We start from the raw sequence: 13,770 nt of genomic DNA, 5'->3' as shown, positions 1-13,770 counted from the left end.
TTACATGGTCGCCAAACTCGCTCTGTGGACCGAAAACGATACGGACAATGTCGATCTTGGGCAGTTTGACCTCAATCTTCTGGTGGTGCTGAATGCGTTGTTGCAGCATCGGAACATTACACATGCCGGCAATGCGCTGCAGTTGAGCCAGCCTGCTACCAGCCGGGCCCTGACGCGGCTGCGGGAATTGTTTGAGGATGAACTTCTCATCCGCAACCAGCGTTCTTTTGTGTTAACGCCGCTTGCAAAGGTACTGATGCCCAAGGTCCAAGCGGCGCTTGGCAATATCGACAAGGTCTTTTCAAAGCGGATCATCGCGCCCGAACGCTTCAGTGTTGCCATGCCTGATCATATTGCGTTCTTTCTGGCTCCAAGTCTCACAGCTTATTTTCGCGAAGTCTCATCAACCACTATTTTTCTTCCCCATATTCGCTTGTCCAATATTCTCAGCCAGATGTCGGATGGCGGGATCGATCTGGCATTGGGCCAGGCCGATGACACGCCCCCTGGCTTCTTCTGTCGGGCTTTGCCGCCGATCCCTTCGCTCTGTCTGGCGCGCAAAGGACATGCCGCACTGCAAGGCACCATACCCTATGCGGACCTTGGCCGGTTTCTCTCCGTGCGAATTGGTGCAGTCTTTAATGCCGGGTTTGGCGAGGTGAGTGACGGGCTGGAAGCATTGCGACCGCGCGGGCGAGAGACCATAACCGTGCCCGATATTCATACCGCCGCGCGACTAGTTCATGATACGGACGCTATCCTTGTCCTGCCTTCTCCTTCAGCCAGGTTCCTATCCCATCGATTTGATCTGGAAACATTCCTGCCGAAAAAAGGGCCGGCGCCTCCATCGTACCAGGTGTCGCTCATCTGGCACGAGCGGTGTCATCGCAACAGTATCCATGCTGCGGTTCGCAGCATGGTCGCCTCGCAAGTAATGGAAGGGCGGGTCGAGGCATGACCGCCGCGGCGCGTTTTTAAGACGGTATTATCCGCTGCTAAAATACACGTCTATTACAGATATAACTGTTTGAAAATTGCAAATCGCGGGCGGTATCGTAAAGTATATTAAGTAACAACGTGAATTTACTTTACCAGCCTAGTTTCAACAATGGCTGAGGAACACCGAAGAGAGCCAAATGCGATATGCTGTAAAGAACGATCAAACAAAGATAGAGGCGGATTCGCTGGAAGGAGCATCAGCCCTGCTCGGCGGTCGCTGGAAATTCGTTATTCTCTGGCATTTGTTGGCCGGACCGTTGCGTTTTGCCGAACTTCGGCGATGCATGCCGTTGGCTGCGCCCAAGAACCTTTTGCGCCAGCTTCATGATCTTGAACGACGCGGATTGGTGATGCGCGAGGCGTCGACGAAGCCGGATGTGTGGGTGGAATATAGCATCAGCCCGATTGGACGCACCCTCGAGCCCATTCTGCTTGCGCTTGAATATTGGAGCGAGCGTTATGACACTCATTGCGCAGATCCGGTTGATCGCCGCCGCGCAGTGGGAAAATGATCCAAGTCTTGGGTGGGATTCTACACCCAAGACTTTTCATCAGGTCAAAGAAAGCTTTTTCGATTTTTGGACCACAGCATTGGGCGCTGCTTCCCCGAGAGAGGCGAGAAAGGTTTTCACCGGAATGCCCTCTCCATGCATCCAGAGCATTTCCAGTAAAAAAGCGTAGCGGTTTTAGGTCCTGAAGACGTAAGAACAACCAGACAGTTTGACGGCTCCGTTTAAACCGGGTGTTCTCGCCTATGGAACATATTCCGTGGCGGGCAGGTAAATCTCGGACTGACTATATCGATTGGGCTGACTAAGTGTGTGCAGGACGCCATCAAGAAGATAAATTGCCGACCGCGCGCCGATCAACTCACCGCTGATTTTACCGGGCCGCATATCGTCCTTGATGGTCGCATACTCTGTTGTTTCGATATCTGCGGGAGTGACGCCATCTGCGGTCGCCTGAATTGTGATCCGCACATATTCCCCTTCCGACAGGAGCCCGTGAGACAGGTGTTTTGGCGAAGTCACCTCGATAGTATCGGACGCAATATAGAGTGTGCCAGTATGTGAAATATTGCCCATAGCCACATCGCATAACTCGCGCAAAATAGGCTCAAGATCTTTTGGACTTCCGGTGTGTGTCAATGGTGATTGCGACGTATCGACAGCCAATCTGAGGCTTGGTACAAGCCGGGAGAGCAGAGCGTTTCGTGTCCGCTCGATGACCTGGCGGACATCAAACGGGAAGACCTCGGCACTGGCGAGACGGTGAAGCATGTGGAATCGCTCGACAGTCGATCGCACGCTACGTCCACCGACAAGAATTTCCATCGCGTAGGTGTTGACGGCTTCATCCGCATTTGCGTCGTCGGCTAGAATCTCCGCATATCCAAGGACCGCTGCGAGATCATTATTAAGTTGGTGGGCGAATGTCGCCGTTATGTTGAGAAAACGCTTCATCCGTGCTGCATCTGCCATGGTGTCTCCTGCCGAATAAGTTGTGAGGGAATGCTTTCAGAGAAGCGTTGCTTCAGCTGATGAATGTCACCGGATTTAAGGTGGCGGCTTAGTAACTACGAATGAGGAGCGTGTTGGGAGCCCTTGTAGCTCGGTATGATGCGACCCGCTGTGCCTTGGCCTGGTTGCTCGATGTGGACATCGACATCGAAATGATAACCCATGCCGCGCTCTGTCTTGATGTAGCGTGGATTGGATGCATCCAGTTCCAGCTTCCGGCGTAGGCGAAGGATAAGAACGTCGATGCTGCGGTCGAATATCTCCTGGTCATAGACGCGGGAGGCAATCAGAAGCTGTTCACGTGAGAGTGTTTGTTTTGGCGATTTCAGGAACGCCATTAGAAGATTGTATTCCGTCGAGGTCAGCTTCAGTTCCTCTCCGGAGGCATCGCGCAGCTTGCGGTGGCGTGTGTTTACGCGCCACTCGTCGAAGACATAAACAGCATTGGAATTAACAGGCTTGCGATCGATGCGTCCGCGCAACGCCGCGCGCACCCGAGCCAAGAACTCATGCATCCCGAACGGCTTGGTGATGTAATCGGACGCCCCGGTTTCCAGCCCCACCACCTTGTCGTTCTCCTCCAGGCGGTTACCGCTTATGATAATGACCGGGAGATCGGGTTTGTCATTCAGCTCGCGCACGATCTCCAGCCCGTCCTCCTCGCCGAGGTTGAGGTCGACGATAACCAGATCCACGGCCTTTGCGGCCAGAGATCGCCGAAGCTGCGAACCATCTTCCAGAGCGAACGCATGAAAATTGTGCTTTGAAAGATAATCGACAAGGAGGTTTCTCATCGAGGGATCGTCATCGACAACAAGAATGGTTTGCATGGTCGCTCCTGTTACAAACGAATTAGGCATAACCAAAACTTAAAGCGCGCGTGGCGTGTGAGACAACCGTCGCGATGCGCATGGCATCATGCCAAAAAAGAGGGTGCGACGACGGACACCTGGCGAACTCACGACTCTCCATCGACTGGAACCCCCCGTATTTGTTGGACTTTCCAGTCTTTGCGGTGGGATGACTGGCCACGAAAAAAAACGCGAAATCGCTAAATTACATATCCGTTACAAATGCAACCGAAGTCCGTGTTGACATGAAGCGGTTGTGGAAGATTATAGGTACAATATTTCAGGCGAGTTAATTATGAATATGTAGCCATAAATTAAATATAGATCAGGATTTTTGATATGAAATATTTAATTAAACTATTGTGCTGCGAATTTATAATAACCAATAAATACTGCGTATTTGTAATTTCAGGTGCATTGCTGCTCGGTCACTTTAGCGATGTCCGATCAGCTGTTTTTGAACAAATGGATAATGGACAGATTGCAACAATGGATGGCGGCGTGCCCGAGGGCACGCCGTCCCTCGACCAGGTGACAGCGAAAGAGGAGGGGCAACCCCGCATGGCAATATCGCATGTGATTGTAGGATCCGATCAATCGCCTGCCACTCGCAATAGTTCGGTTCTTCTCGATCTCGATCTTAAATCTGCCAAGCCCGCTAACCGGATATCATTTAGTGTGCGTGATGACCCTGAGAAGCCGCTGCCGAAACCGCGGGCGTTAACCCGGCGATTTTCCGCCGAGCAACATAAAATGCGTGATCTGGCTACGCAGGTCGCCTTCGAGTTTTCTCGGGATGGCGGTGTCGCTAGGGCAGGGCTGGACCGGCAGTCTTTTGTGAAATTGTTCACGACGATGATCCAGCGCGAAAGCAACTTTAATGCAAGAGCGGTGTCGCGTGCCGGTGCAAGTGGCCTCGGCCAGTTAATGCCCGCCACTGCCCGTGCCATGGGAGTATGCGACGTCTTTTCCGAGCGGGACAATCTGGAAGGAGCAGCACGTTACCTCGCACAGATGCTCGACCAGTTTGGGTCATCGGCACTGGCGCTCGCCGCATACAATGCCGGGCCCGGTGCCGTGCAAAAATATCGGGGCATTCCGCCCTATCGTGAAACGCGCCAATACGTTGCCGATATCGTTCATGCGGCCGCGTTGCAGTCTGACGTCGAACTGCCACCGGAGGGTGTCGGAAAAAGAGCCAAAACAGGGTTTGCAACGGGTTGCACCGCTGAAGACGCGACACCGAAAACAAACCAGATTCCCGTATAAGTAGAAATAAAGTCCAATTCATTTGAGAGGGTACTATGTCATTCATCCGTCTTCATCTTCAACGCAACATCAAGACCTATCGCCTGCTGTTCGCGGCCACGACCTATATGCTGCTGTCGGCTCATCCCAGCGCTGCGCAGGAATTCAGCGGCATTACTAATTTTATCGACGGTATCGTCAAGGCGCTCACCGGACCACTCGGTATCGCCTGTGCCTCCATCGCCGTTATCGCCATTGGTTTCGTTTTTATGCTCGGGCGTATGGACTGGACGTTTGCGATCTCCGTCATTCTCGGCATCGCAATTGTCTTCGGTGGTGCAACCTTCGTCGGCAGCCTTGGCGCCATGTAACACGAGGCTTCAAAGAGTGCCGGAAATGCTCGGCCAAGCGGCCGAGCCCCACGAACGGGAGATCCCATACAATGCAACATACGCCGCTCTTCATCGGTCTGACGCGCGAGGTGACGTTTGCCGGACTACCAATTATGTATCTGGTGGTGCTGGTTACGGCGACTATTCTCGGTTTCATCATCTCGCAATCGTTTCTCTACCTGGTCCTGATGGGCGGGTTCGGTTATGTGGCCCTGCGTGGTCTGGCCGCTTATGACCCCAAGATCATCAGCGTTTTCATTGCCACCGTGCAGCAGACTCGGATGCATCCGGGCCTGCTTACCGGCGAAGGGGTGGTGTACCGTGCTTGAGGCGCCCGCAACCCACGCCACCAGGCAGACGACCGACAAGTCGATCAGACGCAGCGAAATGTTGGTTGGCGATCTGCCCTATCTGAGCGTCGTCAATGATACCACGCTCATGCTGCGCAACGGCGACCTCATGGCGTCGTTTGCGGTGGAAGGTATCAATGCCGACACGATGGACGCGCGCCACACTGTCGAGCTGTGCGATTCGCTGTCGCGCTTCATCGCTCAGCAGCGCACGGATGTCGGCTACTACGTCCATCGAATTTCAGTGGAAACACAGCCGCGAATAACACCCGTTTCCGGTCACCCGTTCAACCAGGAGATCGACCGCCGGTGGCAGGAATATCTCCAGACTGTAGGGCTGCGTGATCGCGTTACGATGGTAACGCTGGTCATTCGGCCACCTCGCCGCATCACGAAGTTTGTTTCGCTCTTCAGCGGAAAGGATGTCTATAGCCGCGAAGAGATCACCGGGCGCGCTGTACGTCTGGATCAAATGGTCAAAACCTGCATGGTGGGTCTCAGTGAGGCCAAACCCGCCCGGCTCAAGGTCAGCGATGGCAGGTGGCTGGGCCTGCTGCGCACCGCCATTGACGGATCGGACGTCAAACTTATTCCCGGCGCAAAATTTGTACCGGTTTCAGATCGCCTCGCGACGTCGCAGATAAGCTTCCAGGGACGGGTCTTCGAATGCCATGGCGCAGGCCGTGTTCGCTTCGGCACCATTGTCTCGGTCAAGGATTACCCCAACGAAACTTACCCCGGCATTCTCGATCGTTTGAACCTGCCGTATGATACCGTTGTCACACAGAGCTTCACCCCGATAGATCCGATTTCGGCGCAGGGGAAGATTTCAAGGGTACGTAAGCAGATGCGCGCCGCCGAGGATGCCGCTGTCTCGCTGTTGGCGCAGCTGGAAGAGGCCGAGGACGATGTGGCCTCTGGCAGGGTGGTCTTTGGTGAACACCATTGCAGCATTGCCCTGTTTTGCGACAGCCGTGCCGAACTCGAACAAGCCATGGCATATGTGACCCGCGCCATGCAGGATGCGGGGGCGGCAATCGTGCGCGAAAGCTTTTCATCGCGTGCCGTGTATTTCGCCCAACATCCTGGTAATTTTGCGTATCGTACCCGCCCGGCAATGATCTCGTCGCAGAATTTTGCGCAGCTCTGCGCGCTTCATGGTCTGCCAAAAGGCAATCCGCCGGAGAAATGCCCTTGGGGTGACGCCGTCACGATTATTCCGACGGCGCGCGGAGAAACGTTCCGATTCAATTTTCACCTTCCTGGCAAACGCGACCAGAGAACGGTCGGTCACACGCTGGTGCTTGGCCAGACCGGATCCGGCAAGACGCTAGGCACGGCATTTCTGATAAGTCAGGCGCAAAGGCTGAATGTTCGTACAATTCTGTTCGACAAGGATAACGGCTTCGAAATGGCCGTGCGGGCGATGGGCGGCCATTATTCCGCTGTGCGCATGGGTGCGGAAACGGCGTTCAACCCCATGCGTGCCGAAGCAGACGCGCGCGGCGCCGCATGGCTGACGGACTGGTTGACCGCAATGGTTGAAAATGACGGCGACAGGCTCAATCCCGTACAGATTCAGGCACTAACCGATGCTGTCCAGTCCAACAGCGTTGCGGACCGGAGACTGCAGAATTTCGAGCAGTTTCGCAGTCAGCTGCGTGCAACCGACGACGATGGCGATCTTTACAATCGCCTGGGCCGCTGGGACGATACCGGCCAGTTTGGCTGGCTGTTTGGAGGCAAGGGCCTCGATCCCCTCGCATTCGATGACGGGGTTACCGCGTTCGATCTCTCCGAAATCTTCGATAACGATACCGTTCGCACCGCATGGCTGAGTTATGTGTTTCGACGGGTCGAAAGGCTCGTGGAAGACGAACATCCCACGCTTCTGGTGCTGGACGAGGCCTGGAAGCTTCTCGACGATCCGTATTTCGAATCCCGTCTGAAGGACTGGATGCTGACCATGCGCAAGAAGAACGTTGCCGTCGTTCTCCTGACGCAGCGCGTATCCCACATTAAAAACAGCCGCGCCGGCGACGCCATTCTGGAAAGCGCGGTAACGCGCCTCGTCTATCCCAGCGCCTTTAACACGGAAGCGGAATTGGCGCCGCTACACCTGACGCCGACGGAAACCTCGTTCCTGCAAATGAGCAATGTCGACAACCACTTCGTGTTGATGAAATCCGGTGCCGACAGTGTGGTCCTGGATCTGGATCTCGGCGCTTTGGGCAAGGCACTCGATATCTTGGGAGGCGGACGCGGTGAAAGGGCGCCGGCCGGCTGGCGCGACAGGCCGGATTTTTACACGGAGATGCTTTAGTAATGCGGAAAATACTTATTCTATTTTTATGTCTTTCCGGTCTCGTTTCCTGCCAGTCTGTTCCTGCCGAGCGGAAGAACAACTGTGCATGTCTATGGGAAAGACCTCAAGGTATTCAAACTATACTAGAAGGAATACAGGCATGACCAACACCCGGTATATTGCATTGCTGTCTTTCACCGCATTGCTGTCCGTCAGTGCCGCGACACTGCCCGTGCGAGCGCAGCAGATCATCGAACGTCTGGCCGATCCCATCATTGGCGCCATTCCCGGTGCTCCAGACGATGCGCAACTATCCCACGACGAAGTATCCATCGGGCAGTTGATGAAGATTGTTGAGCTTTCCCGGGTGATCGGCGGCGGGATCACCCAATTGTTCAATACGATTGTTTCGCAGACCGCCGCATTGGAAAAAATGCGGGATGCGCAGAACGGCGTGAAGACGATCCCGCTCCACAATGAGCCGGAAAAGGCGGAGGAACGTGCGGGTGGTTTTGGCCTCAATGAAATGGCAAAGACTGCCTTGGAAGGCCTGCCGCTCGAACCCGAGGCGATCAGTGAGGCGCTTGCGAAATTTCGACTGGATTTCGGACTTGAAAAAGCGTTTGCGCTCAAGGATGACGGCTCGCCCAGCAAATTCTTTCTTGCAAACGCAGCCGCGCAGGGCGCGATCGCAGCCTCGACAGCGGAGGTTTCTTACAAGCGCGCAAATAGCAGCATGGATAGAATCCCCAGCTATATCAGCGCCATTGAAAACAGCCTGGACCTGAAAACGAGCGTCGACATCAACACCCGCGTGATGATCGAGCTGACCCAGCAGGTCAATGAAAGTCTGCGGACCCAGTCCGCTCTGGCTTCGATGGCCGGCACCTATTTCATGGTCCTCGGCGGCGAGGTTGGAAAACAATCGCCGTTCAAAGGCCTCGAAGAATATAACAGGTGATATATGGGTCTGATCACTTACATTTCTACATCGATAGATTCGACGATGATCGGGTACGTTGAAGAAGTATTCAATGATATCGCAACCCCCATGCGTATTCTCCTGAATTCCATGGCTGTACTTGCACTGATGTTTTTGGCGTTAAACCACATACTTCAATTCAAAACAGTCAGTATGGCTGTGTATTTTTCGTGGTTTCTGAGATTTATATTAATTTATTCAGTGGGAACATTCTGGGTAAATTTCGAGGGAATATATAATATATTCGTGGAGCTTCCGAGTGACTACTCCACGCTTTTGATCAAATCGTCCCTGTCGAACATCAAAACGATTTCGACCGACATTCTGGACCCGGCGCGCATCACGGACAGCCCCACGGCGATGGATGAATTCACCCATGCACTGACGTGGATTTCCAGCAAGTATCTAACGGATGTCTCCATTTGGGACATTGGCGGATCCATCAAGAACGTGTTTTTGGGCGCACTTATTCTTATCATTGCGTGTGTTTTCACGGCTATCGCGGCGGTCGTGCTGGCGTTTGCCAAAATCGGTTTTGCCGTCGCAATGTGTCTCGCCCCGCTTGCCATCGTTTTTTTGATGATGGAGCAGACCAAGCAGTATTTTGACAGCTGGCTACGGTTTTTGGTTGGTTTCGTGGTGCTTCCCATTCTGGTGACGGCGCTGATGTCGATTATTCTTTATGTCGCGGGCGAAATTCTAGCCTCGTCGGGTGCGTCTGCCGAGAACAAGGATCGCTTCTTCGCATTCATCTTCATCATGGCGGCGGCATTGATCCTGTTGTCGCAACTTCCCACCATGGCCAGCACCCTTGCATCCTCCTCTGTTTCAGTGGTTGGAGCCAGTGTGGCAAGCGCGCGCAGCATGATGAGGAATTCTTCCAGGCTTCACAGCCTGGGGCAGCGCGCTCGAGACGGTGTCGGTGTTGCCAACAGCGCCCGCAAGGCAGGCGCGTCACCCTCTGGAATCGCGATGTCCGCCATCAGCGGCTTCAGACAGAGCGCCGGCCTGCGCCAGGCACGTCGCGATGACAGGCTAGCTGATCGTATTAAAGGGACGGGCGGCGAGAAGAAAGCACCCCGGCGTCACCATGAAGGCAATTCCGCGGCCCGAACGCCCGCCAGCACCGACACGCCTGAGCAACAGAACCTAAATCGCCCCTGATCACTTTTAAATCTTTTGAATAACGAGATGCATCATGACAGACAGCGACACTCATCACGCCTTTGAGGATGAACTTTTCTTCACCTTGCGCCAGCAGCGCAATAATTGGGCGAAGATTGCTATTGGCTCTGTCGCCTTGGCACTTCTCTCCATTTGTTGTTTGCTGGTCATCCTGCCACTGAATGAGACACGCCCTTTTGTCGTCATGGTGGACAAGACAACGGGGCAGGCGGAGAAGGTGGTGGAGGTGCGGCCTGCCACGCTTGACCAGCAGGATGCGGTGCGTCAGGCCGAGCTAGTGTCTTATGTGGTCGATCGTGAAACATTTGATCCGGCGGACAATGGAATCCGTATCCCCGACGTCATGACACGATCCAAGGACAACGCGGCGGAAACACTTGCATCGCTGTGGAGCGCGTCATCGAAACAATATCCGCCGGCGGTCTACGGTAGCGACATCCGGGTTCGTGTGGTCGTTAAGTCGATTTCCATCAGCCCGTCGGCGCGGCGGAATGCGCCCGATCTCGCCCGTGTACGAATTACCAAATACCGCGAGGAAAAGGGGAGGGAGACCGCCGAGCGTACTTTTGTGGCGACTGTCGGCTTTACGTTCCAGCCTAACGCAAATGCGCAGTTGCAGGCGGTGTGGAAAAATCCATTGGGCTTTACCGTAGTTTCCTATCGCATCGACGCCGAACTGGCCGGATAACATGGCGAGGATATTTTATGTTTAATATCAGATATTTAGTTGTTCCATTTGTTTCAATTCTCTGCTTGCAGAACGCTTCTGCCGCCCCGGTCCCTGGCGCTGCCCCAACTCCGGTCACGGCAACAGTATCTGCTTCCGATCCGCGGATCCGGCACTATGCCTATAATGAAAATGCGGTGTATCGGCTTGAACTCTACCTCAAATCAGTGACGGCGTTACAATTTGCGAGCGGGGAAGAAGTTCAGGCCATTCTGATTGGCGATAGCACCAGCTGGGAGGTCGTAAAGCTCAAGAGCGGTAATGTCGTCAGCGTGAAACCCATCGTCGAGTCGGGTGATACGAACATGACTATTTACACCGACAAGCGCGTCTACTCGTTCGACCTTCACTCCGCAGGTGCCGCCAAGGCGGGTGCTCCCAACGTGTTCCGCTCCGTCTTTACCTACCCGGCCGATAAGAAACGCGTCCCAACGGCGCCTACGCCAGACGCAATGCCGGTCAACACAGATTACATGCTGTCCGGCACAGCAGCCTTCCGCCCCGATTGGGTCCAGGACAATGGCAGTCAGACAACGTTCTACCTTCCGAAAAACTCCCCCCGCCCCGCGATTTTCAAGGTGGGGGCTGACCGCAAGGAAGAGCTGATCAACTCTCGGACCAACGGCAACCGCGTCATCGTGGACGGTACAAGCACCTATTGGGTGCTGCGTATCGGCAATGAAGTCGTTTGCGTCGGTCTCGGTTCGGCCGTGCAGGCATCGGGCGGCGGCAAGATGAAGGCGGAGGTTCGCAATGGCATCTAATGGTCTGCAGGATGACGACCGAGCGGGCAATGATACGCCGCGTGGTCATGCGACGCCGGATCGTGAAGAACTGATAGGCGCCCGTCGGCAGCGTCAACAGGGTTCTTCCCGAGCGAACAAGAAGCTCATCATGTCCGTGGCGATGATCTGCGGCGGTGTGCTTGTCTTTGCGATTGGCTTTGGATCGACCGGTCTCAAAATGATTTTCGGTCAAAACGAGGACACGCAGCGTGTGTCGGAAGTGGATATGGAAGTCGGCAGAGGTCGGAATAACGACGTCAAGCTTGATTTCATCGTGCCCGGAAAACCGGTGCCGGAGGTAAAGGAGGTCGATCCCAACGCGGCCTTGAATGAAAAACTTAAGGCAATGCAGGCGCAGATTGCCGAAATGGGAAAAAACAGACCGTCAGGCGTGTCGAATTCTGAAGTTCAGCAGTTGTTGGCGCGGTATACCCAGACGATGACCGAAAAAATGGAGGCGCAAAGCAAAGCGCTTGCCGAAGAGAATGCACGCCTGCGCGATGAGACGATGCGCGCCGACGAGTTGCGCCGCAAGCTTGAAGAGGAGCAGGCCCGTGCCGCGTCCGATCTCAAGGAACGCCGCGCATTGGACAAGGCTCAACGCGAATCGGATGCCGTTGTCGTCGACGAGGGCGCAAACGCATACGCCGCAATGATCGGTCAAAACGGGGAAATGACACCGGAGGGCGATCTGAATGCGAACCAGCGTTTCCTCATGTCGGCAGCGTCGTCGGTCGTTCAGACTTCGGTTTCCACCAATCTCTCTGATCCGTCCCGCACCGTGGTGCAGGGAACAATCGTCTCCGCCGTTCTGGAAACGGCGATTGACACCCAGCTCCCCGGGTACCTCAGGGCTCAGGTCATGGAGCCTGTGTTCTCGTTCGATGGATCCCGAATTCTTATGCCGCAGGGCACTATTCTGATCGGCCAATTCAATAATGACGTCGATATTGCGCAAAAACGGGTGCTGATCGCTTGGAACAGAGCCGTGACACCGGATGGAAAATCGGTGGCGCTGGGCTCTACAGGCACAGATAAGCTCGGCCGGTCCGGGACACTGGGCAACGTCAATAACCGTTACATGACCAAGCTTGGAGCCGCCGCGGTCATCAGCGCCATCACCATTGCTCCCTCGATGATTGCTGACAGCATCGGTGGGAACGATTCAAATAACAGTGGTACGACGATCAACATCGGCGGCAGCAGTGGTGGTGGTGGCAGTGGGCAGGCGATAGCCAGTTCCGTCGGCGGCTCGCTGGGTGAACAGACAAATGGGGTTATGGAAAAATACCTCAATTTGCCACCCGTCATTCGCGTTCCGCAGGGAGAGGAAATCCGTATTTTCGTAAACCGTGATCTGGTGTTCCGATGAATGAACTGGTGCCTTCGCGTGAAATTTCCTATGTCGAGCAATATCTGGCGCCTCTGAAAGAGTATCTGACCGACGATCGCATCAACGAGCTGGTGATCAATCCCAACGGATCGATCTTCATCGAAGTCGCCGGCGCGGGTTTCATGACCGAAATCGCTGTCACGCTGTCACCCCATTCGATCAAACGACTGGGGGCGACACTGGCCGGCGAGACGCGCAATACGCTCGGCGCTCTCAATCCCATCGTGTCCGGTCGTGTCAATGTCTGGGGAAATCCACAACGCGTGCAGATCGTAGTCGATCCGGCGGTCGAGCAGGGCGTGTCGCTGTCGATCCGCAAATATCTGAGCCGTACATTAACCAGTGCCGATATCGGCTTCATCGGCGGCCGGCAGATACGCGTCGACGATGAGCGCCGCAGGCGCCACGCCGAAATTGCGGAACTGGCGAATACGGGCGATCTGCAGCGTCTGTTTCGGCAGGCCATCGATGAGCATTTCAATATTCTGATCGCAGGCGGCACCTCGTCGGGTAAGACCACCGTGGCGCGTACGCTCATTGAGATGATGGACCGAAATGAACGGTTGATTACCATCGAGGATGCGCCGGAACTCTTTCCCAACCATCGTAACCAGGTTGCCCTTATCGCGGACCGCAAAGACAAATCTGCGCGAATGCCTTCCAAGCTTCTGGAAAGTTGCCTGCGAATGCGGCCCGATCGCATTATTCTGGGCGAAATCCGCGGCGTCGAGGCTTATGATTTTCTCGAGGCGATCAATACCGGCCATCCAGGGGCGGTGACCACCATCCACGCCGACAGCCCGGCACTTGCTTTCGATCGCCTCGCACTGATGGTGATGCGATCCGGCGTGCGTCTCAGCCACAGCGAGGTGATTCTGTACGCCAAGCGCACCATCGACCTCGTCGTCCAGGTTGGCAGGCGTAACGGCGTCAGAGGCGTTCTGGAAGTTTATCTTCCGTCACAGGATTGACGGACACGCCAAGACAATCAGCCCATGATGATTGCGACCAGTAAAAGCCGCAAGCCAGCCGT

Annotated in this window: 15 protein-coding genes; 13 read left to right on the top strand and 2 right to left on the bottom strand. The window is 54.9% G+C overall.

Annotated features, from left to right (window positions below; genetic code table 11):
• The first annotated feature begins 4 nt into the window (after nucleotides 1-4).
• From QRN60_RS25150 to QRN60_RS25145, 3 genes are all read left to right on the top strand, one after another.
• Complete coding sequence (locus QRN60_RS25150) at nucleotides 5-958, top strand: LysR family transcriptional regulator (protein ID WP_112934536.1); 954 nt, start codon at nucleotides 5-7, stop codon at nucleotides 956-958.
• 178 nt (nucleotides 959-1,136) lie between these two features.
• Nucleotides 1,137-1,511, top strand: a complete 375-nt coding sequence (locus QRN60_RS26585) for a winged helix-turn-helix transcriptional regulator (RefSeq protein WP_111794429.1) — start codon at nucleotides 1,137-1,139, stop codon at nucleotides 1,509-1,511.
• Nucleotides 1,459-1,680 carry a hypothetical protein gene (locus QRN60_RS25145; RefSeq protein ID WP_162693445.1) on the top strand — a complete coding sequence of 74 codons (222 nt, stop codon included), beginning with the start codon at nucleotides 1,459-1,461 and terminating at the stop codon, nucleotides 1,678-1,680. The genes QRN60_RS26585 and QRN60_RS25145 overlap by 53 nt, the downstream gene beginning before the upstream one ends.
• Nucleotides 1,681-1,751: 71 nt before the next feature.
• Here QRN60_RS25145 and QRN60_RS25140 read toward each other — a convergent pair whose 3' ends face one another.
• A complete protein-coding gene (locus QRN60_RS25140) occupies nucleotides 1,752-2,480 on the bottom strand; it encodes a histidine kinase dimerization/phospho-acceptor domain-containing protein (protein WP_111794430.1) in 729 nt (242 codons plus the stop codon).
• A 95-nt stretch (nucleotides 2,481-2,575) separates the two neighbouring features.
• Entirely contained in the window at nucleotides 2,576-3,349 is a 774-nt protein-coding gene (locus QRN60_RS25135) for a response regulator (protein WP_284767206.1), read from the bottom strand.
• Between the two features lie 360 nt (nucleotides 3,350-3,709).
• Here QRN60_RS25135 and QRN60_RS25130 point away from each other — a divergent pair, with 360 nt between their 5' ends.
• From QRN60_RS25130 to virB11, 10 genes are all read left to right on the top strand, one after another.
• Nucleotides 3,710-4,639, top strand: a complete 930-nt coding sequence (locus tag QRN60_RS25130; RefSeq protein WP_236761799.1) for a lytic transglycosylase domain-containing protein — start codon at nucleotides 3,710-3,712, stop codon at nucleotides 4,637-4,639.
• Between the two features lie 35 nt (nucleotides 4,640-4,674).
• Nucleotides 4,675-4,989 (top strand): TrbC/VirB2 family protein, encoded by a 315-nt coding sequence (locus tag QRN60_RS25125; RefSeq protein ID WP_111794432.1) that lies wholly within the window; start codon nucleotides 4,675-4,677, stop codon nucleotides 4,987-4,989.
• A gap of 71 nt (nucleotides 4,990-5,060) precedes the next feature.
• Nucleotides 5,061-5,339, top strand: coding sequence for a VirB3 family type IV secretion system protein (locus QRN60_RS25120; protein WP_111794433.1), 279 nt, complete (start codon nucleotides 5,061-5,063; stop codon nucleotides 5,337-5,339).
• Nucleotides 5,332-7,683: a VirB4 family type IV secretion/conjugal transfer ATPase gene (locus QRN60_RS25115; RefSeq protein ID WP_236761800.1), complete on the top strand. Its 2,352-nt coding sequence runs from the start codon at nucleotides 5,332-5,334 to the stop codon at nucleotides 7,681-7,683. Before QRN60_RS25120 ends, QRN60_RS25115 begins: the two co-directional genes overlap by 8 nt.
• A 142-nt stretch (nucleotides 7,684-7,825) precedes the next feature.
• Nucleotides 7,826-8,626, top strand: coding sequence for a type IV secretion system protein (locus QRN60_RS25110; RefSeq protein ID WP_111794434.1), 801 nt, complete (start codon nucleotides 7,826-7,828; stop codon nucleotides 8,624-8,626).
• 3 nt (nucleotides 8,627-8,629) lie between these two features.
• Nucleotides 8,630-9,811, top strand: coding sequence for a TrbL/VirB6 family protein (locus tag QRN60_RS25105; RefSeq protein WP_111794435.1), 1,182 nt, complete (start codon nucleotides 8,630-8,632; stop codon nucleotides 9,809-9,811).
• Nucleotides 9,812-9,845: 34 nt separating this feature from the next.
• The gene (locus QRN60_RS25100; RefSeq protein WP_111794436.1) at nucleotides 9,846-10,520 is read left to right on the top strand and encodes a VirB8 family type IV secretion system protein; all 675 of its coding nucleotides are present in this window, start codon (nucleotides 9,846-9,848) and stop codon (nucleotides 10,518-10,520) included.
• A 17-nt stretch (nucleotides 10,521-10,537) separates the two neighbouring features.
• Nucleotides 10,538-11,323, top strand: a complete 786-nt coding sequence (locus tag QRN60_RS25095) for a TrbG/VirB9 family P-type conjugative transfer protein (protein WP_111794437.1) — start codon at nucleotides 10,538-10,540, stop codon at nucleotides 11,321-11,323.
• Nucleotides 11,313-12,716 carry a TraB/TrbI/VirB10 family type IV secretion system protein gene (locus tag QRN60_RS25090; RefSeq protein ID WP_236761801.1) on the top strand — a complete coding sequence of 468 codons (1,404 nt, stop codon included), beginning with the start codon at nucleotides 11,313-11,315 and terminating at the stop codon, nucleotides 12,714-12,716. The genes QRN60_RS25095 and QRN60_RS25090 overlap by 11 nt, the downstream gene beginning before the upstream one ends.
• Nucleotides 12,713-13,708, top strand: coding sequence for a P-type DNA transfer ATPase VirB11 (gene virB11 / locus QRN60_RS25085; protein ID WP_111794438.1), 996 nt, complete (start codon nucleotides 12,713-12,715; stop codon nucleotides 13,706-13,708). Before QRN60_RS25090 ends, virB11 begins: the two co-directional genes overlap by 4 nt.
• The last annotated feature ends 62 nt before the right edge of the window (nucleotides 13,709-13,770 follow it).

It is taken from the genome of Agrobacterium sp. CFBP2214, from assembly GCF_030209895.1.
GTDB lineage: Bacteria > Pseudomonadota > Alphaproteobacteria > Rhizobiales > Rhizobiaceae > Agrobacterium > Agrobacterium radiobacter.
The sequence above is the reverse complement of the archived record's forward strand: the minus strand, read 5'-3'. Positions and strand labels throughout refer to the sequence as shown.